The 26,942-nt window shown below is 64.7% G+C and carries 30 protein-coding genes and 1 pseudogene; 19 read left to right on the top strand and 12 right to left on the bottom strand.

The features are described from left to right. The first annotated feature begins 138 nt into the window (after nucleotides 1–138). The 12 genes from E0T84_RS03650 to E0T84_RS03595 all read left to right on the top strand — a co-directional run bounded on the left by E0T84_RS03650 (nucleotide 139) and on the right by E0T84_RS03595 (nucleotide 11,802). On the top strand, nucleotides 139–1,074 hold the full coding sequence (locus E0T84_RS03650; RefSeq protein WP_138743779.1) for an Ig-like domain-containing protein: 936 nt from the start codon (nucleotides 139–141) through the stop codon (nucleotides 1,072–1,074). A gap of 105 nt (nucleotides 1,075–1,179) precedes the next feature. Further along, nucleotides 1,180–1,470, top strand: coding sequence for a hypothetical protein (locus E0T84_RS03645; RefSeq protein WP_138743778.1), 291 nt, complete (start codon nucleotides 1,180–1,182; stop codon nucleotides 1,468–1,470). A gap of 85 nt (nucleotides 1,471–1,555) precedes the next feature. Continuing rightward, nucleotides 1,556–2,407, top strand: a complete 852-nt coding sequence (locus tag E0T84_RS03640) for an alpha/beta fold hydrolase (RefSeq protein ID WP_138743777.1) — start codon at nucleotides 1,556–1,558, stop codon at nucleotides 2,405–2,407. A gap of 107 nt (nucleotides 2,408–2,514) precedes the next feature. After that, complete coding sequence (locus E0T84_RS03635; protein WP_138743776.1) at nucleotides 2,515–3,036, top strand: hypothetical protein; 522 nt, start codon at nucleotides 2,515–2,517, stop codon at nucleotides 3,034–3,036. A 137-nt stretch (nucleotides 3,037–3,173) separates the two neighbouring features. Then, nucleotides 3,174–3,479, top strand: coding sequence for a hypothetical protein (locus E0T84_RS03630; protein ID WP_138743775.1), 306 nt, complete (start codon nucleotides 3,174–3,176; stop codon nucleotides 3,477–3,479). Between the two features lie 375 nt (nucleotides 3,480–3,854). Continuing rightward, nucleotides 3,855–4,703: an alpha/beta fold hydrolase gene (locus E0T84_RS03625; protein ID WP_138743774.1), complete on the top strand. Its 849-nt coding sequence runs from the start codon at nucleotides 3,855–3,857 to the stop codon at nucleotides 4,701–4,703. A 15-nt stretch (nucleotides 4,704–4,718) separates the two neighbouring features. Beyond that, the gene (locus E0T84_RS03620) at nucleotides 4,719–5,783 is read left to right on the top strand and encodes an isocitrate/isopropylmalate dehydrogenase family protein (protein ID WP_138743773.1); all 1,065 of its coding nucleotides are present in this window, start codon (nucleotides 4,719–4,721) and stop codon (nucleotides 5,781–5,783) included. A 152-nt stretch (nucleotides 5,784–5,935) separates the two neighbouring features. Then, on the top strand, nucleotides 5,936–7,357 hold the full coding sequence (locus E0T84_RS03615) for an MFS transporter (protein WP_138743772.1): 1,422 nt from the start codon (nucleotides 5,936–5,938) through the stop codon (nucleotides 7,355–7,357). A gap of 439 nt (nucleotides 7,358–7,796) precedes the next feature. Further along, nucleotides 7,797–8,825: an ABC transporter ATP-binding protein gene (locus tag E0T84_RS03610; RefSeq protein WP_234998629.1), complete on the top strand. Its 1,029-nt coding sequence runs from the start codon at nucleotides 7,797–7,799 to the stop codon at nucleotides 8,823–8,825. Between the two features lie 60 nt (nucleotides 8,826–8,885). Continuing rightward, nucleotides 8,886–10,079 carry a spermidine/putrescine ABC transporter substrate-binding protein gene (locus E0T84_RS03605; protein WP_070189437.1) on the top strand — a complete coding sequence of 398 codons (1,194 nt, stop codon included), beginning with the start codon at nucleotides 8,886–8,888 and terminating at the stop codon, nucleotides 10,077–10,079. Nucleotides 10,080–10,084: 5 nt separating this feature from the next. Continuing rightward, nucleotides 10,085–10,960: an ABC transporter permease gene (locus tag E0T84_RS03600; RefSeq protein ID WP_070189436.1), complete on the top strand. Its 876-nt coding sequence runs from the start codon at nucleotides 10,085–10,087 to the stop codon at nucleotides 10,958–10,960. Then, nucleotides 10,957–11,802, top strand: a complete 846-nt coding sequence (locus E0T84_RS03595) for an ABC transporter permease (protein WP_070189435.1) — start codon at nucleotides 10,957–10,959, stop codon at nucleotides 11,800–11,802. Before E0T84_RS03600 ends, E0T84_RS03595 begins: the two co-directional genes overlap by 4 nt. A gap of 15 nt (nucleotides 11,803–11,817) precedes the next feature. On the opposite strand, the gene E0T84_RS03590 is transcribed toward E0T84_RS03595, so the two are convergent. Both E0T84_RS03590 and E0T84_RS03585 read right to left on the bottom strand, forming a co-directional pair. Further along, complete coding sequence (locus E0T84_RS03590) at nucleotides 11,818–12,651, bottom strand: DMT family transporter (protein ID WP_138743860.1); 834 nt, start codon at nucleotides 12,649–12,651, stop codon at nucleotides 11,818–11,820. 35 nt (nucleotides 12,652–12,686) lie between these two features. Continuing rightward, on the bottom strand, nucleotides 12,687–13,304 hold the full coding sequence (locus tag E0T84_RS03585) for a TetR/AcrR family transcriptional regulator (RefSeq protein WP_138743771.1): 618 nt from the start codon (nucleotides 13,302–13,304) through the stop codon (nucleotides 12,687–12,689). A gap of 151 nt (nucleotides 13,305–13,455) precedes the next feature. Here E0T84_RS03585 and E0T84_RS03580 point away from each other — a divergent pair, with 151 nt between their 5' ends. The 3 genes from E0T84_RS03580 to E0T84_RS03570 all read left to right on the top strand — a co-directional run bounded on the left by E0T84_RS03580 (nucleotide 13,456) and on the right by E0T84_RS03570 (nucleotide 15,852). After that, nucleotides 13,456–14,811, top strand: a complete 1,356-nt coding sequence (locus E0T84_RS03580; protein WP_138743770.1) for an SRPBCC family protein — start codon at nucleotides 13,456–13,458, stop codon at nucleotides 14,809–14,811. Between the two features lie 88 nt (nucleotides 14,812–14,899). Beyond that, nucleotides 14,900–15,316: a hypothetical protein gene (locus tag E0T84_RS03575; protein WP_070189472.1), complete on the top strand. Its 417-nt coding sequence runs from the start codon at nucleotides 14,900–14,902 to the stop codon at nucleotides 15,314–15,316. 128 nt (nucleotides 15,317–15,444) lie between these two features. Then, complete coding sequence (locus tag E0T84_RS03570) at nucleotides 15,445–15,852, top strand: GtrA family protein (protein ID WP_083284555.1); 408 nt, start codon at nucleotides 15,445–15,447, stop codon at nucleotides 15,850–15,852. Between the two features lie 46 nt (nucleotides 15,853–15,898). On the opposite strand, the pseudogene E0T84_RS32190 reads toward E0T84_RS03570, so the two are convergent. The 3 genes and pseudogenes from E0T84_RS32190 to E0T84_RS03555 all read right to left on the bottom strand — a co-directional run. Beyond that, nucleotides 15,899–16,003 (bottom strand): annotated as a pseudogene (locus E0T84_RS32190) (peptidase M42); the annotation flags it as partial. Nucleotides 16,004–16,037: 34 nt separating this feature from the next. Next, nucleotides 16,038–16,856, bottom strand: a complete 819-nt coding sequence (locus tag E0T84_RS03560; protein WP_171054890.1) for an acyl-CoA thioesterase domain-containing protein — start codon at nucleotides 16,854–16,856, stop codon at nucleotides 16,038–16,040. Between the two features lie 44 nt (nucleotides 16,857–16,900). Then, nucleotides 16,901–17,599, bottom strand: coding sequence for an MBL fold metallo-hydrolase (locus E0T84_RS03555; protein WP_138743768.1), 699 nt, complete (start codon nucleotides 17,597–17,599; stop codon nucleotides 16,901–16,903). A gap of 163 nt (nucleotides 17,600–17,762) precedes the next feature. Here E0T84_RS03555 and E0T84_RS03550 point away from each other — a divergent pair, with 163 nt between their 5' ends. Both E0T84_RS03550 and E0T84_RS03545 read left to right on the top strand, forming a co-directional pair. Beyond that, nucleotides 17,763–18,518 (top strand): DoxX family protein, encoded by a 756-nt coding sequence (locus E0T84_RS03550; protein WP_138743767.1) that lies wholly within the window; start codon nucleotides 17,763–17,765, stop codon nucleotides 18,516–18,518. A gap of 9 nt (nucleotides 18,519–18,527) precedes the next feature. Beyond that, a complete protein-coding gene (locus E0T84_RS03545; protein ID WP_138743766.1) occupies nucleotides 18,528–19,022 on the top strand; it encodes an RDD family protein in 495 nt (164 codons plus the stop codon). A 61-nt stretch (nucleotides 19,023–19,083) separates the two neighbouring features. On the opposite strand, the gene E0T84_RS03540 is transcribed toward E0T84_RS03545, so the two are convergent. Further along, the gene (locus tag E0T84_RS03540) at nucleotides 19,084–20,520 is read right to left on the bottom strand and encodes a gluconate:H+ symporter (protein WP_138743765.1); all 1,437 of its coding nucleotides are present in this window, start codon (nucleotides 20,518–20,520) and stop codon (nucleotides 19,084–19,086) included. After that, entirely contained in the window at nucleotides 20,517–21,032 is a 516-nt protein-coding gene (locus E0T84_RS03535; protein WP_138743764.1) for a gluconokinase, read from the bottom strand. Before E0T84_RS03535 ends, E0T84_RS03540 begins: the two co-directional genes overlap by 4 nt. A 122-nt stretch (nucleotides 21,033–21,154) precedes the next feature. Here E0T84_RS03535 and E0T84_RS03530 point away from each other — a divergent pair, with 122 nt between their 5' ends. Together E0T84_RS03530 and E0T84_RS03525 are read left to right on the top strand one after the other, a co-directional pair. Then, nucleotides 21,155–21,871 carry a FadR/GntR family transcriptional regulator gene (locus tag E0T84_RS03530; protein WP_138743763.1) on the top strand — a complete coding sequence of 239 codons (717 nt, stop codon included), beginning with the start codon at nucleotides 21,155–21,157 and terminating at the stop codon, nucleotides 21,869–21,871. A gap of 8 nt (nucleotides 21,872–21,879) precedes the next feature. Next, complete coding sequence (locus tag E0T84_RS03525; RefSeq protein ID WP_138743762.1) at nucleotides 21,880–22,767, top strand: hypothetical protein; 888 nt, start codon at nucleotides 21,880–21,882, stop codon at nucleotides 22,765–22,767. A 3-nt stretch (nucleotides 22,768–22,770) separates the two neighbouring features. Here the strand turns inward: E0T84_RS03525 and E0T84_RS03520 are convergent, their stop codons facing one another. Genes E0T84_RS03520 through E0T84_RS03500 form a run of 5 tightly spaced genes read right to left on the bottom strand, consistent with a single transcriptional unit; the run spans nucleotide 22,771 to nucleotide 26,918 of the window. After that, nucleotides 22,771–23,097: a YnfA family protein gene (locus tag E0T84_RS03520; RefSeq protein WP_138743761.1), complete on the bottom strand. Its 327-nt coding sequence runs from the start codon at nucleotides 23,095–23,097 to the stop codon at nucleotides 22,771–22,773. A gap of 3 nt (nucleotides 23,098–23,100) precedes the next feature. Then, nucleotides 23,101–23,847, bottom strand: coding sequence for an ABC transporter ATP-binding protein (locus E0T84_RS03515; RefSeq protein ID WP_138743760.1), 747 nt, complete (start codon nucleotides 23,845–23,847; stop codon nucleotides 23,101–23,103). Then, nucleotides 23,831–24,685, bottom strand: a complete 855-nt coding sequence (locus tag E0T84_RS03510) for an ABC transporter ATP-binding protein (RefSeq protein ID WP_138743759.1) — start codon at nucleotides 24,683–24,685, stop codon at nucleotides 23,831–23,833. The genes E0T84_RS03515 and E0T84_RS03510 overlap by 17 nt, the downstream gene beginning before the upstream one ends. Continuing rightward, a complete protein-coding gene (locus E0T84_RS03505; protein WP_138743758.1) occupies nucleotides 24,682–25,884 on the bottom strand; it encodes a branched-chain amino acid ABC transporter permease in 1,203 nt (400 codons plus the stop codon). The genes E0T84_RS03510 and E0T84_RS03505 overlap by 4 nt, the downstream gene beginning before the upstream one ends. Next, nucleotides 25,881–26,918: a branched-chain amino acid ABC transporter permease gene (locus E0T84_RS03500; protein WP_138743757.1), complete on the bottom strand. Its 1,038-nt coding sequence runs from the start codon at nucleotides 26,916–26,918 to the stop codon at nucleotides 25,881–25,883. The genes E0T84_RS03505 and E0T84_RS03500 overlap by 4 nt, the downstream gene beginning before the upstream one ends. Nucleotides 26,919–26,942: the final 24 nt, after the last annotated feature.

Raw genomic sequence — 26,942 nt, 5'->3', positions numbered from 1 at the left:
CTGGCGACCGGGACCTCAGCAACGACCGGACTCACCACCGGTAACTACTATCCACGTACGTAGCTAGTAGAGTGGATCACGTCATTCATCCGCCCGGGCGGGCGTGGTCATCAACGACACCTCATCGATGGAGGCCCAGTGCAACACCGGACCAGACACCTGTGGATCGCCGCGATCGCGGCAACTGCCACGGTCACCGCGTCAGCGGTGACCGGAGCTTCGGCCCTGGCGGAGCCAGCTGGACCGGCGGGGCCGCCCGTCGAACCAGTTCCGCATTTCGGCCCGCCAGAGAACTCCTGGCTCGACCTGTCCGGCCAAGCGGCCAACGTCGGCGTCCCGGCCGGGCAGAATCCGTTGCCGTTCAGTGGTGAGCCGCCATTTCTGCCACCCGCGTTCAACCCCACCAACGGGTCGACGGTTGGCGTCGCGAAGCCGATCTACATCAACTTCCAACGGCCGATCGCCGACCGTCAGCTGGCCGAGGACGCGATTCACATCTCCTCCAACCCGCCGGTGCCCGGAAAGTTCTATTGGATGAGCGACACCCAGGTACGTTGGCGGCCAATCGATTTCTGGCCGTCCGGCACAGTGGTGAACATTGACGCCGCAGGCACGAAGTCCAGTTTTCGGGTTGGCGATGCGCTGGTGGCCACCATCGACGACGACACTCATCAAATGCAGATCCACCGTAATGGCGTGCTGGAAAAGACCTTTCCCGTGTCACTCGGGAAGCCAGGTTACGAAACCCCCAACGGCACCTACTACGTCCTGGAAAAGTTCGCCGACATCGTCATGGACTCGTCAACCTACGGTGTCCCGGTGAACTCGGCCGAAGGCTACAAGCTCAAGGTCAAAAATGCCGTCCGCCTCAGCAATACCGGCATTTTCGCGCACAGCGCCCCATGGTCCGTTTCTGATCAGGGCAAACGCAATGTGAGTCACGGCTGCCCCAACCTCAGCCCGGCGAACGCGCAATGGTTCTTCGACCACTTCGGCAGCGGTGATCCCGTCGTCGTGAAGAACTCCGTCGGCCTCTACAACCAGAACGACGGGGCGAACGACTGGCAGATCTGACCGGATCATGTTTTTCGTTGGCGTAATCGGGTTTACGGCTGCTACATGCTGGATAGCCAGAGGGTCCGGCGAAATTCATCGCATACAGATTGGAGGTCTACGACCATGAAGATCGCCAAGATCATTGCCGGCGCAGCGATTGCAGGTGGGATGGCGGCGGGTGCCGCCGGGATGAGCGCGGCCACCGCAGGCGCCGCCCCAGGATACGCACCGGCACCCCATCAGCCCATGATCGCAACGACCCTTCCCGGCGGACCCAATCCCGGCTCGCCACCCGCGTGGGCACCGCCGGCACCGGCCCAGCCGACGTGGGGCGCCGGCAACCCCCAAGTCTGGGATGAGGGCTGGCAGCACTGGGGCGTCTGGATGAACGGCGTGTTCGTACCGACGTTCTGACTCGGCCCGGCCCCGCTCCGCGAGCCCTTGCCGCGGGGCGGGACTGTCGACGGGCCGGTGAACGGACGCCCGTAGGTTGGTCGGCATGACCGAACTGGAACTGAGGGAAATAACGACGTCCGCAGGCGTCCTGCGGTACTACGACACCGGGGACGGCCCGGCGCTGCTGTTCCTGCACGGCTCAGGGCCCGGGGTCACCGGCTGGCGTAATTTCCGTGGGATCCTTCCCACGTTTGCCTCGCAATTCCGTTGCCTGATACTGGAATTCCCGGGATTCGGCGTCACAGACGACCTCGGTGGTCATCCGATGGTCACCGCTCAGGGTGTGGTGGCCCCATTCGTCGAGGCCCTGGGCCTCGACCGCGTGCACATCGTCGGCAACTCGATGGGTGGCGGTGTGGGCGTCAACTTCGCCATCCGGCAACCGGACCGCATCGGCAAACTCGTCACCATCGGTGGCATCGGGACCAACCTGTTCAGTCCGGGCCCCAGCGAGGGGATCCGCCTGCTGCAGGAATTCACCGAAGATCCGACCCGCCAGCGTCTGGTCGACTGGCTGAACTCGATGGTGTTCGACCCGGCACTCGTCACAGACGAACTCATAGAACAACGGTGGGAATTGGCCACCGACCCCACGGCACTGGCGGCCGCCAAGCGGATGTACGGCAAGGCGGCGTTCGCGTCGATGATGGGCGCCATGCGTGCGTCCGACGCGCCGATGCCTTGGGCGCAGATGCACAAGGTCACCGCCCCCACGCTGCTGACCTGGGGCCGAGATGACCGGGTCAGCCCGCTCGACATGGCGCTGATTCCGATGCGGACGATCCCCAACGCCGAGCTGCACGTGTTCCCCAACTGTGGGCATTGGGCGATGATCGAGGCCAGGGAAGCCTTCGAGCAGACCGTGCTCGGATTCCTCACCCGGGCCGAGGCTTGAAATTCATCATTGAATCTGTGATACAGCTCTGTATATTAGTGGTGTGCGCCACGCCACAGGCGCTGGCCGACCTCGTGTTACCACTCCTCGAATGAACAAGGATTGCAATGGATCTCGTGGACCGAATCGCCAAACACCGCCGCATGGCGGAGAGCTACCGGGACAAGTACGTACTGCGGAAAGTCCAGGAAGGCGAGTCGTACGACGAGTGGGAGTTCACTGACGACGCCGTGTACACCTCGCCCTACTTCGTGGCCGGGCAAGAACTCGTGCTCAAGGATGTCGCAACCTCGTTCGATGTGGCCGCCACCGTCGAGGCGAAGGCCTATTCAGTGGTCTTTCCTGATTGGAAACCCGTCGACCACAAGTTCTGGCCCGCCGAGAACGGTCTCGTAATGCGTTACCGCTGGGAGGGGACCACCGCCGAGGGTCAGACCATGGGCTTCTATTCGATCAGCTTCATCGACACCAACGACGACGGGCAGATCACCCACTGGTCGACCTACGTCAACGACGAGGAGTACGGCCCGTTCCTCGAAAAGGCCATCGGCGCCTGTGGGCCCTTCCATGGCGACGAATACATGGAGGCCCTGGCCCGCCACTTCGAAAAACACAACCTGACCTGGTGAGCGCAGACCGGTTGTCGATCCGTTGTCGATCGCACAGCCCATCCCCACAGCAGGCACAGGGCAAACCCATCCGGCTGAAATAGCTTTGCTTCCCGTGCGGCGCCGATCGCCGCACCATTCAGAAACGGAGCAAAGCAATGGGTTTCAAGAAATCCGTGGGCGTATCCGCGTTGGCGGCAGGAATCGGCACCGCCGGGTTGTTGGGTCTCGGCATCGGTACCGCCGGCGCCGATCCCGGCCCGGGCTGCGACCGGCCGGGTGCGCCGTGTGAGCACCGCGACGACCGCGGGCCTCAGCGCGATGACTGGCACGGCCGGGGTGTCGATCAGGGCCGGCGCGACCATCAGCCATTCGAATGGAATGGGCAGCGGGTGACCCCGATGCCTGCCGGAGATGGCCGCGGTTGGGGTTTCTGGTTCCTCGGCACCTGGATTCCGTTGTAACCGAACCGATTTCTGGTGGGGCACCATCCCCAAGTGCCCCACCAGATACCGGGATCCGATGCTCAACGGAAAGTCGGGCACACCGCTTTCACCGCGCCGTGCCCCGAACATCTTCTGGCCCAATCTCGGTCATCAAATGTTCATTCCCGCACACACCTGATGATTGGTACCGCACCCTGCGCGTGCGCTGCAACCGTGCAGGCGTCGATCGGCGCCACGTTGCCGTCACAAGTTGGGCACCGGAAGATCACGGCCGCCGACACCACTCGCCGCGCGGGATCGCCTGGCAAACAACCGCTCTCGCCAAGGAGGCTGTTCCCGGGACGGAAGTACTCCCCTGCCGCCGGCCCTGCCCGGCTTGGCATGATGCACGGTATGGATCAATACCGGCGCGGGGAGTTCGTTTTCGACGTCATCGATCATGGGCCGGCCGACGGACCGGTGGTCGTGCTGCTTCATGGCTTTCCGCAACAGAACACCAGCTGGGAGCCGATCATCTCCCTACTCACCGCACGGGGCTTCCGCTGCCTGGCGCCCAATCAGCGCGGATATTCGCCCGGCGCCCGGCCGCGTCGTCGGCGCGACTATCGCGGGACGGAGCTGGTGGAGGACGTCCTCGCGCTGATCGACGCCAGCGGCGCCGATCGGGTCCATCTGATGGGACACGACTGGGGTGCCGCCGTGGCGTGGAGCGTGGCCGGTGCGGCGCCCGAGAAGCTGGCTTCGTTGTCGGCGTTGTCGGTGCCCCACCCGATCGCGTTTCTGCGGTCGCTGCTCACCAGTCGGCAGGGCTTGGCGTCGTGGTACATGTACGTCAATCAATTGCCGTGGGTGTCCGAACGGCTCATGCTCGGGCGCGACGGCAAAGGCAAGGCCATCGCCAGATCCTTGATCTCCAGCGGGCTGCCATCCGAGGCGGCCGAACGTGACGCCCGGGCCATGGCCGAACCCGGGGCCCTGACCGCGGCGCTGAACTGGTATCGCGCCATGCCGTTGAGCCGGTCGGGCTTGGGCAAAGCGCAGAGCATCACGGTGCCGACCCTGTATGTCTGGAGTGACCGCGATATCGCCATCAAGGCCAAGCCCGCGCGCGACACCGCCAAGTACGTGAGCGGGCCCTACCGATTCGAAACCCTCGCCGGCGTCTCACACTGGCTGCCGGAAGAAAAACCCGCGGAGATTGCCGAAATGTTCCTGCAGTGGTCCACAGCGCATCCGGTTTGAGCGGAAGATGACGGTGTGTTGGCTCTAGGTGTGCTCCTCGGTGACGGCATCGGTCCCGAGATCGTGGATGCGTCGACCCGCGTCGCCGAAAAAGCCCTGGCCGGGGTGGCGGTCGAGGTGCGCTGGCGTGAGCTGCCCTTCGGCCTCGAGGCAATCGGCGACTTCGGATCCCCGCTGCCAGAACCGACTCTGTCCGAACTCGACGAGCTGCCCGGATGGATCCTGGGACCGCACGACAACGCCGGGTACCCCGAGCAGTTCCGCGGCACGCTGTCACCCGGTGGTGCAATCCGCAAGCGCTACAACTTGTTCGCCAACATCCGGCCCGCACGGACCTTGAGCGCATCGGTCCGGGCGCTGTGCCCGGACCTGGACGTGGTCATCGTCAGGGAGAACACCGAAGGGTTCTACGCTGACCGGAATATGTACGACGGCGCAGGCGAATTCATGCCCACGCCCGACGTCGCACTGGCCGTCGCGGTATTCACCCGCACGGCCTGCGAGCGGATCGCCCACCAGGCATTCCAGCTGGCTGCCGCGCGGCGCAAGTCCGTCACCATCGCACACAAGACGAATGTCCTGACCAAGACCACCGGCCTGTTCCTGGACGTATGTCTGACAGTCTCCGAGAGCTACCCCGATGTCGAAGTCCGTGGTGAGCACATCGACGCACTGGCGGCGCGGTTGGTGAGCCACCCGCGAGACTTCGATGTGATCGTGGCCGAGAACATGTTCGGCGACATGCTGTCCGATCTCGCCGGCCAGTTGAGCGGATCCCTCGGGATGGCACCGTCGATCAATGCCTCCCATACCCACGCCATGGCGCAGGCAGCCCACGGCTCCGCACCCGACATCGCCGGACGCGACATCGCCAACCCCGTCGCGATGATCCTGTCGACCGCGATGCTGCTGCGCTGGCTCGCGGGTCAAGACGGCGGCACACCGGCGCTCGGCGTCGCCGCGGATCACATCGAGGACGCTGTCCGGCGGGTCCTCGACGCCGGCGTTGGCACGGCCGACATCGGTGGCAGCGCGTCGACGTCAGCTTTCACCGAGCACGTGCTGGCGGCATTGGACTGACCCGACGAGCGCGTCTGTTCGACCGCGCACCCGGTGTGGGGGCGCATCCCGCAACAAGGCCATAATCGAGAAACACAAAGATTGGCTATGGATCGGAGCGGGTAGTGACCAGGACCGATTCTGAGCGGTCCGCCTCCCCTGCGGTTCCCGGAATGCCACGTCGCCCTGGCGTCTTGATCGCCGGGCTGAGCCTGGTGGCCCTGACCGTCGCCATCCTGCAGACCGCGGTGGTGCCGATCCTGGGCATCATCGCCCACCAGCTGAACACCTCGTCGGTGGCCGTCAGTTGGGCCGTCACCGCCAACCTGCTTGCCGCAGCCGCGTCAACCCCACTGATCGGCCGGCTGGCCGATCTCCATAGCAAAAAGCGTGTCCTGATGGGGGTGCTGCTGGTCGTGCTGGCCGGCTCGGTGCTGGCCGCGGTCACCGCGTCGGTACCGCTGTTGGTGGCAGCCCGCGTCCTGCAGGGCGCCTCTTACGCGCTCTATCCGATCAGCATCGCGATCCTGCGCGAAGAGCTCGCCGAAGAGCGCCTGGTGCGAGCGATGTCGGTGTTGTCCGGAACGCTGGGTTTCGGCGGTGGTGTCGGTCTCGTGGTCACCGGCCTGCTGATGTCCGGCGATGCGGGCTATCACCGCGTGTTCTGGCTGACCACCGCTTTCACCGCCGTCGTCATCGTGGTGGCGTTGGTCGTCGTGCCCAACCGCCGGCCGGACGCCGGCGGCGCGATTGACTGGCTGGGCGCAGCCGGTCTGGCGGTCGGTCTGTCGTCGGTCCTGCTGGCGATCACCCAAGGCAACGCCTGGGGCTGGCGTCATCCGGGCACGATCGGCTTTCTGGTGAGCGGTGTCGCGGCGCTGATCGGCTGGTGGTGGTGGGAGCGACGTGCCGCCGATCCCCTGGTCTCGACCGCGATGCTGGCCCGGCGGCCCATCCTGCTGACCAATCTGGCCACGATCCTCGTCGGGATGGGCCTGTACTTCGCCTTTCTCGGCCTCACCCAGTTCGTTCAGATGTCCCGTCAGGCCGCCGGCTATGGATTCGGCGCGAGCGTCTTGCAGGCCAGTGTCTACTTCCTGCTCCCCGGTGCGATCACCGGTTTTCTGGTGGCGCTCGTCAGTGGCCGCTACATCGACCGGTACGGCGCCCGCAGGGTGCTGGTGGTAGCCGCCGTCGCCGGAATCGCCGGATTCGTCATGCTTGCCGTCGCGCACGACCGTCCCTGGCAGGTGGTCCTGGCCGGTGTCCTGGCCAACGCCTATATCAGCCTGGGCTACGGCGCCTTGCCCGCGCTGGTCGTCAGTGAGGTGGGCACCAACGAGACGGGCATCGCCACGAGCATGAACGCGATCGCGCGAACGATCGGCAGCTCGCTGGCCGCGGCCGTCGTCGCCGTGCTGCTCGGCCATCAAGTGGTGCCGTCGGAAGGCAGCTTCGTGACGATCTTCGTCGCCGGCGCGGTAACCGCCGGCTTGGCGATGGCCCTCATCGCGGTCTCGCGCGCACCCGACCGTCACGGCGAGTCCGTGCACACCATGTCGGAGTCGCGCGCGATGAACCACGAGTGGGGCTGATCCCCAGATTCGCCTTCCTGCCGTCGTCGGTTTCCCGCCGAGACAGCGCGCTGAACTGCGAAACTTGAGCCGAGCCACTCACGCCCCGCACGACGTCGGCCTGCCCACGCGCGGCGTGGCCGAATGCCCGCCATGCTATGGAATCGCGCTACCAAGCCACTTCAAACGAAGGATTCCATTGAAAAATTGTTAATTCATTGCGGAAACGGTTGCGAAGGTCGGCGCAATCCGCGATGGTTTACCGACAGCTTCCAGGCTGCACCGGAGGAGGAGACCGCTGACCGGCCCAGATATCACCGCCGTCGACAAATCGACGGGACAGGACACACCCCGTAGCGGCTCGCCCGTCATCGAGATCGACCACGTCACCAAACGGTTCGGCGATTACCTCGCCGTGGCCGATGCGGACTTCTCGATCGCGCCGGGCGAGTTCTTTTCGATGCTCGGCCCTTCGGGATGCGGGAAAACCACCACGCTGCGCATGATCGCCGGGTTCGAAAATCCCACCGAAGGCGCCATCCGCCTCGAGGGGGTCGACGTCTCACGGGTGCCACCGCACAAGCGCAACGTCAACACCGTCTTCCAGCACTATGCGCTGTTTCCGCACATGACGGTGTGGGACAACGTCGCCTACGGACCGCGCAGTCAGAAGAAGGAGAAAGCCGAGATCAAACGCAGCGTCGACGAGCTGCTGGAAATCGTGCGGCTGACCGACTTCGCCAAGCGCAAACCCGGCCAGCTCTCCGGTGGGCAGCAACAGCGGGTGGCGCTGGCCCGGGCACTGGTCAACTACCCCAGCGCGCTCCTGCTCGATGAGCCGCTCGGCGCCCTCGACCTCAAACTGCGCCACGCGATGCAGTTCGAACTCAAACGCATCCAGCGCGAGGTCGGCATCACGTTCATCTATGTCACCCACGATCAGGAAGAGGCGCTCACCATGAGCGACCGGATCGCAGTGATGAACAACGGCAACGTCGAACAGATCGGCAGCCCCACCGAGATCTACGATCGCCCGGCGACGGTGTTCGTCGCGAGCTTCATCGGTCAGGCCAACCTGTGGCCAGGCCGGCAGACCGGCCGGACCAACCGCGACTTCGTCGAGGTCGAGGTGCTCGGTACCACGCTCAAGGCCAAGCCCGGCGATACCACGATCGAACCCGGCGGGCAGGCCACCCTGATGGTCCGGCCCGAGCGGGTCCGCGTCACGATCGACCCACCAGAAGGCGACGTCGCAACCGTGTCCGCCACGGTCAAAGATCTCACCTTCCAGGGCCCGGTCCTACGGCTTTCCGTTGCCGCACCGGATGATTCGACGATCATCGCCCACGTCGGGCCCGAGCAGGACCTGCCGCTGCTGCGTCCCGGTGACGCGGTGCACGTCAGTTGGTCACCAGAAGCGTCGCGGGTGCTGCCCGCCGCCGACATACCCACCGCCGAAGACCTCGAAGAGATGCTCGACGACACCTAGACATCTGCGCCCCGCCACCCTCATTTGCGTCAAGCGCCCGAATACCCCGAAAGGCCGCCCATGCCCGACAATCTCGATCCCCGATTGCTCGCCCGGCTCACCGCGAACCGGACCTCACGCCGCCGATTCCTCGGTGGCGGCGCCGCTGCCGCCGCCGCACTGGCGTTGGGGCCATCGGTCCTGGCCGCGTGCAGTTCAGGTGAGGAGTCCGGTGCGCCGAGCACCTCGGCTGCACCCGACGACGGGTCCCCGGCCACCGGCACCGTCCGCATTTCGAACTGGCCGCTTTACATGGCTGACGGATTCGTCGCAGGATTCCAGACTGCCACCGGCCTGACGGTGGATTACAAGGAAGACTTCAACGACAACGAACAGTGGTTCGCCAAGGCGAAAGAACCGCTGTCGCGCATGCAGGACATCGGCGCCGACCTCGTCGTGCCCACCGAGTTCATGGCAGTGCGGCTTGCCGGACTCAAGTGGCTCAACGAAATCCGCGATTCACGCGTGCCCAACATGAAGAACCTGCGCCAGGACCTGCTCAACTCCAAGGCCGATCCCGGACGCAAGTACACGGCTCCGTATATGACCGGCATGGTCGGTCTGGCATATAACAGCGCCGCCACCGGACGTGACATCACCAAGATCGACGATCTGTGGGATCCTGCGTTCAAGGGCCGGGTCAGCCTGTTGTCCGACGTCCAGGACGGGCTCGGGATGATCATGCAGTGGCAGGGTAATTCCGTGGAGGACCCGACCACCGAATCCATCACCAAGGCCGTCGATTTCATCCGCGACCAAAAGGACAAGGGCCAGATCCGCCGGTTCACGGGCAACGACTACGCTGATGACCTCGCAGCCGGCAATATCGCGGTGGCCCAGGCATATTCGGGTGACGTGGTGCAACTGCAGGCCGACAATCCGGACCTGAAGTTCATCATTCCCGAGTCCGGTGGCGATTGGTTCATCGACACCATGGTGATCCCCTACACCACACAGAACCAGAAGGCCGCCGAGGACTGGATCGACTACGTCTACGACCGGGCCAACTACGCCAAACTCATCGCGTTCACCCAGTTCGTGCCCGTGTTGTCCGACATGACCGACGAACTCGCCAAGATCGATCCCAAGATCGCGAGCAACCCCTTGATCAACCCGCCCGCCGACATGCAGGCGAAGCTGAAGTCGTGGCCGGCGCTGTCGGATGAGAAGACCCAGGAGTTCAACACCCTCTACGCCGCAGTGACCGGAGGCTGAGGCCGATGGCGGGTGTGGCCACCAGCAGCCGGCAGCGGAGCAGGATCGCGCCGTACCTGATGATCCTGCCGGCCCTGGTGTACCTCGGAATCTTCTTCGTGGTGCCGTTCTTCTCGTTGGCGCGCACGTCGTTGTCCACATCAGGTGGCTCGGTGTATCTGCCCACGCTGCAGTTCGATTGGAACTTCGGCAATTACGTCCACGCCTTCACCGTGTACCAAGATCAGATCCTTCGGTCTTTCGGCTACGCACTGGTGGCCACCGTGGTGTGTGCGATGCTGGCATTTCCGTTGGCCTACGTCATCGCGTTCAAAGCGGGCCGGTACAAGAACCTCATCCTCGGACTGGTCATCCTGCCGTTCTTCGTGACCTTCCTGATCCGCACCATCGCCTGGAAGACGATCCTGGCCGATGACGGCTTGGTGGTCAGCGCACTCGGCTCGATCGGCCTGCTGCCCAGCGAGGGACGGCTGCTGTCGACGAGTTGGGCGGTGATCGGTGGCCTGGTCTACAACTGGATCATCTTCATGATCCTGCCGCTCTATGTGAGCCTGGAGAAGATCGATCCGCGCCTGATCGAGGCCTCCAAGGACCTGTACTCGTCCAACCGGCGTAGTTTCACCAAAGTGATTCTGCCGCTGTCGATGCCGGGGGTGCTCGCCGGCAGCATGCTGGTGTTCATCCCGGCGGTCGGCGACTTCATCAACGCCGACTACCTCGGCAGCACCCAGACCACCATGATCGGCAATGTGATCCAGAAACAGTTCCTGGTGGTCAAAGACTATCCGGCCGCCGCCGCGCTGAGCATGGTGCTGATGGCCATCATCCTGGCCGGCGTGCTGCTCTACACCCGGGCACTGGGGACGGAGGATCTGGTGTGACCACTCAGGCCATGACCGAGCCGCTCGAGCAGCCCGTATCCAGGACCGTCAAGGGCTCCCCCAGGTGGGGTGACCTGGTGCTGCGGCTCGTCGCGGGCCTGGTGTTGCTGTACCTGTTTCTGCCGATTTTCGTGATCGTGCTGTTCTCGTTCAACGATCCGGCAGGCAAGTTCAACTACACCTGGCAGGGATTCACCCTCGACAACTGGGCGCACCCGTTCAAATACCCGGCACTCACCGACGCACTGAAGCTCAGTCTCAACGTCGCCGCGGTATCGACCGCTGTGGCCCTGGTGCTGGGCACGTTGGTGGCAATCGCACTGGTGCGTCAGCGATTCCGTGGCCAGAAAACGGTCGACACGTTTCTCGTGTTGCCGCTGACCGCGCCCGAGGTGGTGATGGGTGCCTCGCTCCTGACACTGTTCCTCGACCTGGGCTGGGCCACCGGCTACACGACGATCGTGCTGGCACATATCGCATTTCAGGTCAGCTTTGTCGCGATGACGGTCCGCGCCCGGGTACGCGGTTTCGACTGGACGCTCGAGGACGCCTCGATGGATCTGGGCGCCAGCCCTACCCGGACGTTCTTCAAAGTGACCCTGCCGCTGATCGTCCCTGGAATCGTCGCCGCCGCGATGCTGTCGTTTGCGTTGTCCCTCGACGACTTCATCATCACCTACTTCGTCAGCGGCTCCACGGTGACCTATCCCCTGTATGTCAACGCTGCGGTCAAAGCCGCTGTGCCACCGCAGATCAACGTGCTCGCCACCGCGATCTTGGTGGTCAGCCTGTTGTTGCTCGTGGCCGGGACGCTGTACCGGCGCAAGCGGATCGACGTCTGAACCTGAGGTTCCTCGTCAACCGATTTCGGCCGGGACCGGTGTGGCGCGCGCTCCCGTGCGCGCCGCACCGATCCCCGCTGCCACCACGAGACAGATTCCGATCACCGCGGACGGGGCCGGGATCTGGTGCAGCAGCACGAACCCGACCAGCATCGCGAAGGCCGGCTCCAGGGCCATCAGCGTTCCGAACGCCGCCGTGCTCAGATACCGCAACGCAGACATCTCCAGCGCGAACGGCACCACCGGTAGCAGGACAGCCAGGCCCACACCGATCAGCAGCAACTGCGGGGTCAATTGGGGAAATATCGACGGCCCGACGACGGCAGTGCTGACCAACCCGGCGACCGGCATCGACACCCCGAGTCCTTTGATGCCGGCTACCTCGTCGCCGACCCGTTGGGTCAGCAGGATGTAACACGCCCAGCACAGCGCGGCACTCAGCGCGAAGAGCACACCGACGAGATCGACGTCGCCGGTCCAGGGCTCGGTGAGCAGCACGACACCGGCCGCCGCCAGCCCGGGCCACAGGATGCGATTGCGACCCTGTCCGTGCGCGACAGCCACTCCCAGCGGGCCGAGAAACTCCAGCGCACTGGCCGTACCGAGCGGGATGCGGGACAGCGCGGCCATGAAGAGCATCGTCACCCCGGCAGTGACGACACCGAGGGAGACGCAGGTCCAGAATGCGGACTTGGTGAAGGCGGAGGGGCGAGGCCGCACGATCACGAGCATCAGGACACCGGCCCATGCCAGCCGCAGCCACGCGGCGCCCTCGGCACCGATCTGGTCGATCAAACCGACAGCCACCGCCAGGCCGATCTGCACGCAGAGCATGGAGGCCATCGCCATCAGCGCGCCGGTACGCGCCGGATGGTGGGTCTTGCTCACGAGTTGTTGCTTTTGGGGACAACGATATTGGCCAGCACCATGCGAAGGAAGGGCCGATAGACCGCCTGGTCGTCCAACAGGCTGTTGAGGGTGACGCCGTCGTTGGCGGCCAGAATGACACGAGCCAGGTCCAAGGCCGGGATACTCACGTGGCCTCCCAGTCGGGCTGCGCCTTTGGCGATGTAGTCGGCCAGCGCTCGGACCGTTTCCTCTCGTTGCGCGGCCACCCGCTCCCGCGCCTCGGGATTGCGAAGCAGGAACAGGGTGTACTCGGATCCGAGGACGGCGCGGTCGGGCCCCTCGACGGCGACCAGATCCCGCCAGCGATCACCGAGTTCGTCGGCGTCGAGATCCTCGAGCCGGTGAAACGTGGCGATCACGTCGGCGAAGCCGTCGAGGAATTGTTGACGCTGTCGTTCGATGACCGCCAGGAACAACTCGGCCTTGCTGCCGAAGTGCGAGTAGATCGCGCCGCGGGTGTATCCCCCGACCTCGGCGATGTCTTCGAGCGCGGCCCCGTCAAACCCTTTGCGTGCGAACACCTCCTCGGCGGCATCCAGCAAGACATTGCGGGTGTGCTCCAAGCGGCGTTGCTTGGTCCAGCGTTCGGCCATGGGCCCATCCTGTCAAAGGTCGGCGCAGTTGTGTTCACACGCTTCACAGCACAGATATTCATCCTTGTATTGCATATACGGCTATGTATAGTAGTGACTGCAGTCACAAATGACACCTCACCGCCCACATATCGATCGAGGAGGTCCGCCCGTGCAGACAGCACGTCCCGGAGATTGGGTCGAGAACGCCACCGGCCTCGGCGACATCGCCCCCGATGCGTATCGGATGGAAATTCCGACCAGTCGCTACATTGCTCCGGAATTCGTCGCCCAGGAGCGTGATTCGATATGGAACAAAGTCTGGCAGGTAGTCGGCCGGGTCGACGAGTTGACCAAGGCGGGCGACTGGAAGCAGTACCAGATCTTCGACCAGTCCTACCTCATCGTGCGCGGCAAGGACACGCGGCTTCGCGGGTTCGTCAATGCGTGCCGGCATCGAGGCAACGTGCTGTGCCGAGAATCGCGCGGAAATGCCAAGCGCGGCTTCCTGTGTCAGTACCACTTATGGTCCTATGACCTCGACGGGCGGCTCAAAGGCATGCTGCGCGAAGCGTTGGCCGGGCCGATCGACAAGGACACGCACGGGCTGATCGAGGTCGCGGTGGACACCTTCGCCGGTTTCATCTTCCTGAATCCGGATCCGGACGCGGCGCCACTGGCGGATTTCATCGGCGAAGAGGTCGCGACGATGCTCGCGCCCTACCACCTCGACCAGATGGTCACCGTGATGGACGTGACCGAAGCCATCGACTGCAACTGGAAGGTCGTGCTCGACGCCTTCCAGGAGGGCTACCACATCGACGGCATCCATCCCCAGTTGCTGCGGGTGATCAACATCGACCCCGCCACCAGCCGGTACCGATTCTTCGAGCAGCACAGCGTGTCGATGGCACCGTTCGACGTCGTCGGCGCCACCCCTGAACAGCAGGTCGACGGAATCATGGACCTACCCGAGACATTTCCGTCCACCGTCGCGGTCATCCCCCGATTCCAGGAGCTCGTCGCCGAGTACCGGGGCGCGGACGGAACACTCAACTTTCCCGACGGTGTCACCGCGCGCACCCTTATGCAGAGGGCGACGCGAGACACCTTGACCAACATGGGACTTGACGTCAGCGGGCTGACCGACGCCCAGATGAGCGACAATCACGGTTGGGTCTGGTTCCCGAACTTCTTCATGACGATCCGCGCCGGAGAAGCGCACATCATCATGTCGCTGCCGCACCCCGACGGAAACCCCAACCGCTGCATCTGGCACGTCGCCAGCTACATGTGGCTGCCCGACGAGGCCAAGGCCGCGTTCACCGCTGAACCGATCGTTGTCGATGAACCAGGCAGCTTCAAGTATTTCGAGGCGCTGCAACAGGATTACGAGCAGATGCCGCGCCAGCAGATCGGGTTGCGCAACACCGCACTGAAACACATGGCGTTGGTCAAAGAAGAAGTCGTCATCGCCCACTTCCATTCGGTCGTCGACAAGTACCTGGCGGCCGCCGCCGACTCCTGATCGAGCCCGCCTCGAAATCCACTACCGATAGGACTTTTCGTTGAAACACGTCAGTGAGGTCGTCGACTCGTACACCGGCCGCAGCCGCATGGCCGTGCAGTATGCGGTGACCACCAAGCAACTCGTGGACGCCGCCAAGCAACCCGGGTTCGGGGCCGAGGGCTGGGCGCCGCTAGCGGAGCTGATCGCGGTCGACGAGTTCGAACGGGTCGGGAACTTCAAAGAAACGATGACCTGGGATCAGTACACCGATTTCCTGACCAACTGGGCTACGGCATCGGAATGGGACGGCCTGTTCAAGCGCGTCAGCGAGGTGGACGGCGTGGTGTTTCTCGAGCTCGAGGAGCGCACGAAGATGGGCGATTTCGAATCGGTCGTCAACTCGATGTCCGTGTACGAGTTCACCGCCGACGACAAGATCCGTCACATCGACGTGTACCTGCAGATGGCGTTGCCCAACACTGAGATGCTGAGCAGCTATGAAGGTGTCGAGATCTCTGAGTGAGCCTGTTCACCATTCACGGTTGGTCTGGCGCTCAACTAGCTGCAACCTTCTGATGCCACGGTGTCCATGTGCGGAACAAACCGGACCGGTTGACCAAGGCCGAGCGGTTTCACCGACTATGTGTACGAATGGTACGCCGTCTGCCGGGACCACTGAATTCCGTTGTCGCGCCCACATTCCTGGGTTTCGTGCTGATCAACACCTTTACCTTCGGTGTCGATCTGGCGATCCTGACGGCCCTGCACGGTGCCTTCGGGGCCCCGCTTCCACTCGCGATCACCGTCGGATACGCGGCGGCCTTCGGGCTGGCCTACTACCTCAACCGCACACTGAACTTCCGCTCGCATGCAGCCGTCGGCCCCCAGCTCACGGTGTATGTGATCGTGGTCGTGATCAACTACCTGGCGTTCATCCTCGGGGTATCCAGCGTGTTGGCCGCGGTGGGCGTCGAGTACCACCTGGCCAGGATTGTCGCAGGGGGGTGCGAGGCGATCTTCATGTACAGCGCCATGCGGTGGGTGGTGTTTCGCCGGTAGCCGATCGAGCCGATCATATGCTCGCGACGAATTCCTCCAGGACGTCGGTGGTGTGCCCTGAGCCCAATGCCAAGACTCCGCACAAGGTTTCGTCATCACCCAGAATCGCGACGGGCCCCAAACCGAAACTCGCCGGATACATCGTGCCCAGCGGGGGCCGTGCAAACTTCGGAGGGCGCACGTGGTCACCGTGGTGCGGTGCGATCCGGAAACGGGTCGTCGGAGAAATCGATCTGAGCCTCGGGGTTGCTGATCGCTGTGACGAGGCCGGTACCGAAGGCACCCGCACTGTCGAACAACGTCGATGCACCCACGGCCACGCCATCGTCGGCCCAGTGCGAATCCGCCTGGACGCCGATCCACTCGTCACCGGGCAACCGTGACAGGGCGACCGTGAGGTCGCCGTTGATGTAGCCGACGCCGGCGGTGCCCAGGTTGGTCACCAGGCTGGTGCCCTCGGCCGCCATCGCCGCGCGCACGAACGGTGAGTTCGGATGCCCCCGCACGACGGTGATGGTGCGGTTCATGAACCGCTTGCGGGACGCGTTCTGGTGCTCGGCGATCGCACGACTCCAACCGCCCTCGTCGCTGCCCATATACGTCATCCGGTCCCCGTCGAGCGCGGCCGGCGGTTCGAACCGGGCAGGCGCGGTCCACTCCTCACCTCGCGGGGGTGCGCTGAGCCGGTATTGCACCAACGTCGCGCGCGCAACGGTCACGCCGTCCTGGACCAGCTCGCATTCGGAATTGCGGACCCGCCTGCCGTCGCGGATCAACGCCACCTTCGTCGTGGTCGGCAGCCCGCGCGCGGCTTTGAACAGGTCGACGGTCAGCCGGGCAGGCAGAAATTCGGGCAGCCCGAAGGCTGACTCCAGAGCTCGTGCCGCCAGTCCGACCAATGCCGGCCCGTTGAGGTGGTCCTCTCCCCAGTGGCTCTGCGCAAAGCGGGTCGGCTGGAACCTGTCCTGCTCGGACTGCACGAAATGGGCGTCAACCTCGGTCACCGGCGAATCGTCGCATATGGGCTAACTAAATTTGGCGGCGGGGATCAACAAGGGCGCCGGGCACGCAGCCAGCCCTGCTGAAGCCGGATGAAATGCGAATCGACGACCGCGCCGTGACCGGGAACGAACACGCCATCCTGCGCGCCGGCGCGCAGCACCGCTTCCAGGGTGGCCGGCCAGGCCTCGAGGTCGGAATCCGCGTAGATGACCGGATCGCCGGACTGCTCCACGAGGTCACCGCAGAACACCACCGTGCGCTCATTCGGAACTGTGACGATGAGGTCGTGGCGGGTATGGCCTGGGCCGGGGCGGCAGATGCTCACTGTTCGGCCACCCAGATCGATCTCGCCGGTGGGCAGTCGGTGCGTGGGCACTGTCACCGCGGCGATCGCCCGATCGACTTCGTCGATGTCGGCACCGTGGTCGATCGCGTCCGCGCGCAGGTGCGCCCGGCCGGCCGCCATGGTTTCGGCGACCTCTGGTGCGCAATGGATTTCGGCATCCTTGAACCACGAGGAGCCCAGGATATGGTCGAAATGATTGTGCGTCAGGACGATATGCCCGATGCGTTGCCCGGTCAGCGCCGCGACGTCGGACTCGATGCCGTGGGCCTCGACCAGGGTCGTGCCGGAATCGACCAGCAGGGCGTGTGCGCTGCCGCTGACGAGTCCGACCGTCACATCGAGAAACGGGAGGCGGGTGCGCCACACACCCGGGCCCAGGTCTTCCCAGTCGTAATTCATCGCCCACCGCCGACACCGACCACGCGACGCACGCCTGCGAAGCTACTCCGGTGCGCCGCCGGGCGCTGATGCTGCCGTGCAACCGCTGAGCTGACCGCACAGGTTTGCCGTCGCGGGCTGCGGGAACTCCTAGCCCATGTTGATCAGACGAATCGCCCGCCCCATGTTGTCTGCGACCTTCATCGCCCGAGGTGTCGACACCCTGCGCGACCCGAGTACCTCGACCGAGACCACTCGCAGAACACTCGGCGCATTGAGTGCACTACCCGGTCCGGTAGGAGCCGGGGTTCCGAACAACGCAGCAGCCGTGGCACGGGTCAACGCGGCAGTTCAGGTGGTCGGCGGTCTGCTCCTGGCGCTCGGCCGGGCCCCACGCCTGACCGCGGCCGCACTGGCCGTCACCATGTTGCCACGAAGCATCGGCTCACAGGCATTCCTGAAAGATGCCGACCCGCAACACGCGGCAGCTCAACGCCGTGAGTTCTTCACCGATGTGAGTCTGCTCGGCGGCCTGATCATCGCGGCCGCCGATACGGCGGGCAAACCGTCACTGGCCTGGCGCGGCCGCCGTGCCGCGCAGCAGGTCTCGGCCAACCTCGCGGCCGCAGTTCCCGGTGTGTCCGCCGGTGGTGACGCGCTCACCGACGGCGTGATCGCCGAGCGGATCGGGCACGGTCTGGCAGTCGGTGCCGAACGCGGCCGCGAGCTGGCCGACGCGGCCGTCGAACGGGCGGGCGAGTTGGCTCAACTGGCACGCGAACACGGGCCGGAGGTGGCTGACGCCGCACGTGCCCGCGCCGGCGAATTCGCGCTGGTCGCCCGTGAACGCGCACCGGAACTGGCCGAGGCGGCCCGCGAACGCTCCGCTGCGTTGGCCGATCGCGCGCGAACCCAACTCGACCAGCGCCGTGGTCGGTAACGTTGTGGCATGACCACGGGTGACTATCAACCGGGATACGGACAATACGGACAACCGGGCGGCTACCCACCGCCCTATGCCACCCAGGCCCCCGGCGGCTTGGTTCGCCGCTGGTTCGCGCGGGTGATCGACGGGATCATCGTCGGGATCGTGGCATTCTTCCTTTCGTTCATCACCGATTCGCTGTCGAACTACTGGGTCACCGGCCTCTTCAGCGGATTGCTGATGTTCGTGTACTTCGTCGGTCTCGAGGTGGCGACGGGCGCGACACCGGGCAAGAAGCTGTTGGGATTGGCGGTGCACGGCCCCGGTGGTACGCCGAAGCCGACGGCGAAGGAGGCGGCGATTCGCAATGCTTTCACCCTGCTGCCGATCATTCCGTTCGTGGGCGGGTTCCTGGGCATCATCGCGATGATCGTCATCGCGGTGACCATCAGCTCCAGCCCGACCAAGCAGGGCAAGCACGACGAATTCGCCGGTGGAACGCAGGTGGTCCGGAGCTGAGAACCGTTGCGTGTGGCGCCCGTTCGCGCAGGTGCCACACGCCGGGGCTCGGGTCAGCGGCTCAAATCACCAGCCCCAGCAGCAGGACGACAACCAGACCGGCCACCGACAGCGCCGTCTCCATCAGCGACCACGACTTGATGGTCTGACCGACGGTCATCCCGAAATACTCCTTCACGAGCCAGAATCCGGCGTCGTTGACATGTGAGAAGAACAGCGAGCCGGCACCGACCGCGAGCACGACCAGCGACACCTCACCGGCGCTCATCCCCTCGACCAACCCCAGCATCAGGGACGACGCGGTGATGGTGGCCACCGTGGCCGACCCCGTCGCCAACCGGATCAGGACGGCCAGCACCCACGCCAGCAGGGTGACCGAAAGATTGGCGCCCTTGGCCCATTCGGCGAGCAATGTGCCGATCCCGGTGTCGACCAGAACCTGCTTGAATCCGCCACCGGCTGCGACGATCAGGATGATCCCGGCGACCGGAGGAAGCGACGATTCGATGCATTTCACGATCTGGTCACGAGTCATCTTCGCCCCGCCACCGAGGGTGAACATCCCGACCACCACCGCGATGAGCAACGCCATCAGCGGCTGACCCACGATGTCGAATGTCTGACGCAGCAAGTGCGACGTGTCTTCGACGAAGATGTCGACGAGAGCCTTGCCCATCATCAGGGCCACCGGCAGCAGAACGCTGAACATCGTGATCGCGAAGGTCGGTCGCGTCTTCGTCGGGGTCGCGGTGGTGGTCGCGGCCGTGCCGCCGCCCGGGTTGGTGCCGGCCGTGTCCGCCGCGTCGAACCGGTCGGGAACCTCGAGAACGACCCAGCGTCCGGCCAGCTTGCCGAACAACGGACCTGCCACGACGATCGTCGGGATCGCCACCAGTACACCCAGCGCCAGCGTGACCCCAAGGTCGGCGTTGAGCAACGAGATTGCGGCGACGGGTCCCGGATGTGGCGGTACGAATCCGTGCATGGCCGAAAGGCCTGCCAGCGCAGGAATCCCGACGGTGATCAAGGACAGTTGGGAACGGCGTGCCACCAGGTAGATCACCGGCATCAGCAGCACCAGCCCGATCTCGAAGAACATCGGAAGGCCGATGATCGCCCCGACCAGTGCCATCGCCCACGGCAGCGTGCGCGGTGACGCGTGCCCGACGATGGTGTCCACGATCTCGTCCGCGCCGCCGGAGTCGGCGAGCAACTTGGCGAACATCGCGCCGAGGGCGATCAGTATGCCGACACTGGCAGCAGTGGAACCGAAACCGCTGGAGAACGAGGCAAGGACGTCGCTGATGTTCTCGCCCGCGGCGATGCCCACGGTCAGAGCGCCGAAGATCAGTGCGAGGAACGGGTGCAGTTTGACAATCGTGATGAGCAGGACGATCAAGGCTATGCCGGCCAGTGCGGCCAGGACCAACTGCGCGCCGCCCGCCACGGGCTCGACCAGTTCTGTTCCAGCCGCGAGATGAGTGAGCGCCGAGGTCATCGGTTCTCCTGTTCTGTTGTGTCAGTGTCGGTTTGGGCCATGTATTCGTCGACTATGGCGTCGATGCTCTGATCCACGTCTATGGCGATACCGACCTCGTCAGGGCCGAGCGGTTCCAGCGTCGCGAATTGGGAATCCAGCAGCGCGGCCGGCATGAAGTGACCAGGGCGGCTGGCCTGACGCCGGCGGATCACCTCGGCTGAGCCGCTCAGATACAGAAATATGACGCCAGGGCAGTGCTGTCGCAGTTGGTCGCGGTATTTGTGTTTGAGCGCCGAGCAGCTCATCACGCCGCCGACGTGATGATCGGCGAGCCACTGACCGATCGATTCCAACCAGGGATAGCGGTCGTTGTCATCCAGCGCGTTGCCGGCCGACATCTTCGCGATGTTGGCGGCGGGGTGAAAGTCGTCGGCATCGGCGAACGGCACTCGCATCCGCTGTGCCAACGCCGCGCCGACGGTCGACTTTCCCGACCCCGATACGCCCATGACCACTACCGGTGACCCCATATATCCGCCTCACAACATGTGTCTGCCGTCACACAGCATGGCGTAAAAGTCATACGATTGCAATACCATCTCGATTACATCGGTTTATTACCGGTGTGGCACCGCTATGACACGATGTAACCGTGTCATCGCCCTCAAACGTCGGCGCGCTGCATGCTGGCCTGCTGACCACCCTCGGCACCGGAATCGCTTCCGGCGAGCTGGCGGCTGAGCAGGTGCTGACCCTGGACGGCCTCAGCGCCGAGTACGAGGTTTCGCGCAGCGTCGCGCGCGAGGTGATCCGGGTGCTGGAGTCGATGGGCATGGTGGAGTCGAGGCGCCGGGTCGGGATTACCGTCCAACCCGCGCGCAAGTGGAATGTTTTCGATCCCAGACTGATTCGCTGGCGCCTGCACGCCGGCGACCGGGCCGCGATGCTGGCCTCACTGTCGGAACTTCGGCGGGGTTTCGAACCGGCGGCCGCGGCACTGGCTGCCCGGCGGGCCGACCCGGATCAGTGCCGCATTCTCGCTGCCGCCGTCTCGGACATGGTGGTGCACGGCCGATCCGGCGATCTCGACGCATATTTACTGGCAGACAAAATATTTCACCGGACACTCCTGGAAGCCAGCGGAAACGAGATGTTCCGTGCGCTCAACGACGTGGTGGCCGAGGTCCTGGCCGGTCGCACCGAACATGGCCTGATGCCGGACTCCCCCAATCCCGCCGCCATCGAGTTACACGACGAAGTGGCCAGGGCGATCCGGCTGCGTGACGAGGACGCCGCCGAACGTGCGATGCGGGCCATCATCGACGAGGCGGCCACCGCGGTGAAACAAGGCGACCGGCCCGATGCTTAACTAGCCATATGGGTCGTACTCCCGCACTCGCGCGTCGCTTCTTCGACCGGCTGGAACCCGTACACGCGGTCACCTACTTCGCCCCCGAGTCGCGCGCCGCCCTCGACGCCCTCGGCTACCGCGGCTTCTGGACGGGCTACTTCGCCGCTCGCTCAGCCCCGCTGGGCATCGTGCCTGCCGACGTCGTCGCCGCCACGTTCTACAACTTCACCACCGAGCGGGTCGCCAAGGCGCTCCCCGGAGCGTGGGAGAAGGCAAGTCCGGCAATGCTGTTGCAAGTTCGGTCGGATTCGGCGGCCGCGGCACTGCGACGATCCGGGGTGGCCGAATCCGAGTCGACCCGGTTGGCGGCCGAACTGACCGCGAAGGCTGCCCGCACGGCACCCTTGGATGGCCGTCCGCTCTACGCCGCCAACCGGGCCCAGCCATGGCCCGAGGATCCGATCGCCAAACTGTGGCACGCCGTCACCCTGCTGCGCGAACATCGCGGCGACGCCCATGTGGCCGTTCTGGTCGCCGAGGGCATCAGTGGACGGCAGAGCAATGTGCTGCACGCGGCGGCAGGACGCGTGCCGCGCGAGATGATCATGCGCAGCCGCGACTATGACGAGGAGCAGTGGGCGGGTTATGTCGAGCAGTTGCGCTCGCGCGGTTGGCTCGATGGCGACGGTGAGCTCACCGAGGCCGGACGCGGCGTCAAGCAGTCGATCGAGGACCGCACCGATGCCTTGGCGCTGGGCGCCCTGGATGCGTTGACCGACGACGAGATCATCACCCTGTTTCAGGCGTTGACGCCGATCACCCGGCAGGTGGTGGCTGCAGGCGACGTGCCGGCCGCCACGCCGATGGGCCTGAATCGGCACGACCTCGACGACGACAGCGCCCATCTGACCTGATGGTCAGCGCGGGGCATACATGATCAGACCGACCCCGGCCAGAGCCACCAGCGCACCCGCGACGTCCCAGCGGTCGGGCCGGAAGCCGTCGGCGACCATGCCCCACAACAATGATCCGGCGATGAACACCCCGCCGTAGGCAGCCAGGACGCGGCCGAAATGGGCGTCGGGCTGGAAGGCCGCGACGAATCCGTAGGCGCCCAGCGCGATCACCCCGGCACCCACCCACATCCAGCCGCGGTGTTCGCGCAGACCTTGCCAGACCAGCCAGGCTCCGCCGATCTCCAGTACCGCGGCCAGGACGAACAGCGCGATCGATTTGACCACCATGAGCTAGGCGACGCCGAGGTAGGCGGCGCGAATACTGTCGTCTGCCAACAATTCCCGCGCATCACCGCTGCGGGTGACATCGCCGGTTTCCAGAATGTAGGCACGGTCGGACCGGCTCAGGGCCTGCTGGGCATTCTGCTCGACCAGCAACACCGTGGTGCCCTGAGCGTTGATCCCAGAAATGATCTTGAAGATCTGCGATATCACCATCGGGGCCAGCCCCATCGACGGCTCATCGAGCAGCAGCACCCTGGGCCGGGCCATCAGCGCCCGGCCGATGGCCAACATCTGCTGCTCCCCGCCCGAAAGGGTTCCGCCCACCTGGGATCGCCGCTCGGCCAGCCGTGGGAAGGTGTCGAACACCCAGTCCAACCGCTCATCGTGCTCGGCGCGGGTGGCGAATTTCCGCCCATAGCAACCCATCTCCAAGTTCTCCAGCACAGTCATCCCCGGAAATACCCCACGCCCCTCGGGAGCCTGGATCAGCCCGTCGATAACGCGCTGATGCGCCTTCACCCGGGAGATGTCGCGGCCCTCGAACCAGATCGAACCCGAGGTCAGCGGCCGCAAGCCCGAGATCGCCCGCATCATGGTCGTCTTGCCGGCGCCGTTGGAACCCAGCAGGGTCACCAATTCGCCCTCGTGCACCACCAGAGAAACCCCGTGCAACGCCTTGATCCGGCCATAGTGAACCACCACATCGCGTACCTCGAGCAGCACCGGAGCGCTGGTCTCAGCCGAGCTCGTCATCGGGCACCCCCAGATATGCGGCGATGACCTTGGGGTCCTCGCGGATGTCGCGTGGCAACCCGTCGGCGATCTTGCGGCCGAACTCCAGAACCACGATGCGGTCGGTCACGCCCATCACCAGACGCATGTCGTGCTCGATCAACAGCACGGTGTAGCCGTCGTCGCGGATCTTGCGGATCAGCTCGATGAGCGAGGCCTTCTCGGCCGGATTGAACCCGGCGGCCGGTTCGTCGAGGCACAACAGCTTGGGCTCGGTGGCCAACGCACGCGCGATCTCGAGGCGTCGCTGGTCGCCGTAGGGCAGATTCTTTGCCTTCTCCTCGCCACGATGAGCGATCCCGACGAAATGGAGCAGCGCCGCGGCCCGTTCGATGGCCGACCGTTCCTCGCGCCGGTGCCGCGGGGAACGCACCAGAGCTCCGGGTACCGAGGTCTTGTGCCGCGCGTCGGTGCCCACCATGACGTTCTCCAGAGCGGTCATCTCGCCGAACAGCCGGATGTTCTGGAACGTGCGGGCTATCCCCCGTCGCGTGATCTGGTGACGCTTGATCCGGCCGAGCGGGGCGCCATCGAAGGTGACGACTCCCGAGCTGGGCCGGTAGACGCCGGTGATCGCATTGAAGCAGGTGGTCTTGCCCGCGCCGTTCGGTCCGATCAGACCCAGGATCTCACCACGGCGGATGTTGAAGCTGACCGAATCCAGGGCGACCAGACCTCCGAACTTGACCGTGAGATCGACTGTCTCCAGCAGAATCTCACCCTCAGCAGCCTGGATCTCGCGGTGCACCCCGGCCAGTTCCTCGACGCTCTCGGTCACACCGGACGTAGGCTCCGTCATAGCACCGGCTCCTTGTCCGACGAGCCGCGCAACAACTGTCGAGCCGATCGGCCGTAGGTCAACAGCTGCTGACGCACGGGGAACAGACCCTGCGGCCGAAAGATCATCAGCACTACCAGGGCCAGACCGAAAAACAGATACTTGAGGTCGCCGAGGTTGATTCCCAGAAACTCCACCCCCAGCAGCCGGTTGGGCAGATAGACCACGACGAAGGCACCGAAGATGACACCGAGTTTGTTGCCCTGCCCACCGAGCACCACTGCGCACAGGAACAACATCGAGTTGATGATGTTGAACGTCGGCGGTGCCACGTACTGAACCTGGCCGGCGTAGAGCGCACCCGAGAGGCCGCCGATCGCGGCGCCGATGACGAACGCCCACAACTTGAAGCGGAACGCGTTGACGCCCATCACCTCGGCGGCGTCCTCATCCTCGCGGACCGCCACCCACGCGCGTCCGACCCGGCTGCGCTCGAGGTTGCCGACCAACAGCAGGATTCCGACCATCAGGATCAGGCCGAGCCAGAACCACCAGGTCCCATAGTTCGCCTCCCCAGCCGAGTTGCCGCTGGAGAACACCCCGTTGGGCAGCTTCTCGCTCTCCCCCACCCGCGGGTAGGCAATCTGGTTGAGTCCTCGTGAACCGTTGGTCACATCGGACAGGTTGTCGGCGAGCAGGCGGATGATCTCACCGAAACCGAGGGTGACGATCGCCAGATAGTCGCCGCGCAACCGCAGGGTGGGCGTTCCCAGGACGAGGCCGGCCAGGGCGGTGACCGCCATCGCCAGCGGAAGGCAGGACAGCCATGCCCAGTCCTGGCTGAAGAACCCGTTGGGGCCCACCTTGTTCCACGGACTGTCCGGGCTGGTCAGCAGCGCCACCGTGTAGGCGCCCACCGCATAGAACCCGACGTAGCCGAGGTCGAGGAGGCCGGCCTGCCCGACCACGACATTGAGCCCGATCGCGATGATCGCCACCATCGCGAACTGCGCCATGGTGCCGCCGAAGCTGATGCCGGTGGTGTTGAGGAAGCCGGGAGTGAACAACGGCAGCAGGCCCAGCAATCCGAAACCCACAACCCCGACAAGCCATTTGGCGATACGCGGCAGGCTGGACCACCATTCGCGAATGGCGTCGCCGGGGGCCAACAGCGCTTTGGTCAGCGACCCGGCGGACTGTGAACCGTGTTGCTCGGTCATACCCGCGCCTTCCCGAGGCTCTCACCGAGTATGCCGGTCGGCCGGAACAGCAGCACCAGTACCAGCAGAACGAACGCCACGACATCACGCCACTGCGTACCGAATACCGCCTGCCCGTAGTTCTCCACGATGCCCAGCAGCAACCCACCCAGCAGGGCACCCCGAAGATTGCCGATGCCACCCAGTACGGCGGCCGAGAATGCCTTGATGCCGAGCAGAAATCCGCCCGAATAGATGATGCCCTGCGGCACCTTCAACGTATAGAGCAACGCCGCCGCACCTGCCAGCAGGCCACCGATGAGGAAGGTCCGCATGATGATTCGCTCCCGCGAGATTCCCATCAGCGTGGCTGTGGTCGGATCCTGCGCGACCGCTCGGATACCGCGGCCGAACCTCGTGCGGTTGATCGCGATGTCGGTCAACACCGCCAGCACCAGCGCGGCGCCCACGATCACCAATGTCACGTTCGACACGGACGCGCCGAAGATCGTGAACTGCGATTTCGGCTGGACCAGCACGATGGGCTGCTGGGCGTTGCTGCCGCCGTAGCCCTTCAACAGCTTCGGCAGCACGAAGTGCACGAACTCCTGCAGTACGAACGACATTCCGATGGCGGTGATGAGGAAGGTCAGCGCGCGCGCATTGCGTTTTCGTAGCGGCCGGTAGGCGATGAATTCCAGACCGATGGCCGCCGAGCCCGAGACCAACATCGCGAACAACATGGCAATGCCGAGATACAGCACGGTCAGCGCGACACCCTTGTTGTAGGCGTTGCCGCTCGGCGAGAAACCCAGGATCACATCCAGACAGAAGTAGGCGCCGAACATGCCCAGCATGAAGATCTCCGAATGGGCGAAGTTGATCAGCCGCAGCACGCCGAAGACCAGGGTGTATCCCACCGCCACCAGCGCGTAGATCGCGCCCCAGGACAAGCCGTCGATCGTCAGCTGCCAGAAACCGTCTCGCAGGCCGTCCAGGTTGAAACTGATGTTGGCTGCCAGGCAGGCGGATTGCTCGGCGCACTGGTGGATCATCCGGCGGCGGCTCCTGACTTTGAC

This window comes from Mycobacterium sp. DBP42 (assembly GCF_005924235.1).
GTDB classification, from domain to species: Bacteria; Actinomycetota; Actinomycetes; order Mycobacteriales; family Mycobacteriaceae; genus Mycobacterium; species Mycobacterium syngnathidarum.
Note: the sequence above shows the minus strand (reverse complement) of the source record. Positions and strands in the feature narration are given on the sequence as shown.

Coding starts and splice junctions, on each gene's coding strand:
- E0T84_RS03645 (WP_138743778.1), top strand. CDS start 1,180: ATGAAGATCGCCAAGATCATTGCCGGCGCAGCGATTGCAGGTGGGATG.
- E0T84_RS03640 (WP_138743777.1), top strand. CDS start 1,556: ATGACCGAACTGGAACTGAGGGAAATAACGACGTCCGCAGGCGTCCTG.
- E0T84_RS03635 (WP_138743776.1), top strand. CDS start 2,515: ATGGATCTCGTGGACCGAATCGCCAAACACCGCCGCATGGCGGAGAGC.
- E0T84_RS03630 (WP_138743775.1), top strand. CDS start 3,174: ATGGGTTTCAAGAAATCCGTGGGCGTATCCGCGTTGGCGGCAGGAATC.
- E0T84_RS03625 (WP_138743774.1), top strand. CDS start 3,855: ATGGATCAATACCGGCGCGGGGAGTTCGTTTTCGACGTCATCGATCAT.
- E0T84_RS03615 (WP_138743772.1), top strand. CDS start 5,936: ATGCCACGTCGCCCTGGCGTCTTGATCGCCGGGCTGAGCCTGGTGGCC.
- E0T84_RS03610 (WP_234998629.1), top strand. CDS start 7,797: ATGCTCGGCCCTTCGGGATGCGGGAAAACCACCACGCTGCGCATGATC.
- E0T84_RS03605 (WP_070189437.1), top strand. CDS start 8,886: ATGCCCGACAATCTCGATCCCCGATTGCTCGCCCGGCTCACCGCGAAC.
- E0T84_RS03600 (WP_070189436.1), top strand. CDS start 10,085: ATGGCGGGTGTGGCCACCAGCAGCCGGCAGCGGAGCAGGATCGCGCCG.
- E0T84_RS03590 (WP_138743860.1), bottom strand. CDS start 12,651: ATGGCGATGGCCTCCATGCTCTGCGTGCAGATCGGCCTGGCGGTGGCT.
- E0T84_RS03585 (WP_138743771.1), bottom strand. CDS start 13,304: ATGGCCGAACGCTGGACCAAGCAACGCCGCTTGGAGCACACCCGCAAT.
- E0T84_RS03575 (WP_070189472.1), top strand. CDS start 14,900: ATGGCCGTGCAGTATGCGGTGACCACCAAGCAACTCGTGGACGCCGCC.
- E0T84_RS03570 (WP_083284555.1), top strand. CDS start 15,445: ATGGTACGCCGTCTGCCGGGACCACTGAATTCCGTTGTCGCGCCCACA.
- E0T84_RS03555 (WP_138743768.1), bottom strand. CDS start 17,599: ATGAATTACGACTGGGAAGACCTGGGCCCGGGTGTGTGGCGCACCCGC.
- E0T84_RS03550 (WP_138743767.1), top strand. CDS start 17,763: ATGTTGTCTGCGACCTTCATCGCCCGAGGTGTCGACACCCTGCGCGAC.
- E0T84_RS03545 (WP_138743766.1), top strand. CDS start 18,528: ATGACCACGGGTGACTATCAACCGGGATACGGACAATACGGACAACCG.
- E0T84_RS03540 (WP_138743765.1), bottom strand. CDS start 20,520: ATGACCTCGGCGCTCACTCATCTCGCGGCTGGAACAGAACTGGTCGAG.
- E0T84_RS03535 (WP_138743764.1), bottom strand. CDS start 21,032: ATGGGGTCACCGGTAGTGGTCATGGGCGTATCGGGGTCGGGAAAGTCG.
- E0T84_RS03525 (WP_138743762.1), top strand. CDS start 21,880: ATGGGTCGTACTCCCGCACTCGCGCGTCGCTTCTTCGACCGGCTGGAA.
- E0T84_RS03520 (WP_138743761.1), bottom strand. CDS start 23,097: ATGGTGGTCAAATCGATCGCGCTGTTCGTCCTGGCCGCGGTACTGGAG.
- E0T84_RS03515 (WP_138743760.1), bottom strand. CDS start 23,847: ATGACGAGCTCGGCTGAGACCAGCGCTCCGGTGCTGCTCGAGGTACGC.
- E0T84_RS03510 (WP_138743759.1), bottom strand. CDS start 24,685: ATGACGGAGCCTACGTCCGGTGTGACCGAGAGCGTCGAGGAACTGGCC.
- E0T84_RS03505 (WP_138743758.1), bottom strand. CDS start 25,884: ATGACCGAGCAACACGGTTCACAGTCCGCCGGGTCGCTGACCAAAGCG.
- E0T84_RS03500 (WP_138743757.1), bottom strand. CDS start 26,918: ATGATCCACCAGTGCGCCGAGCAATCCGCCTGCCTGGCAGCCAACATC.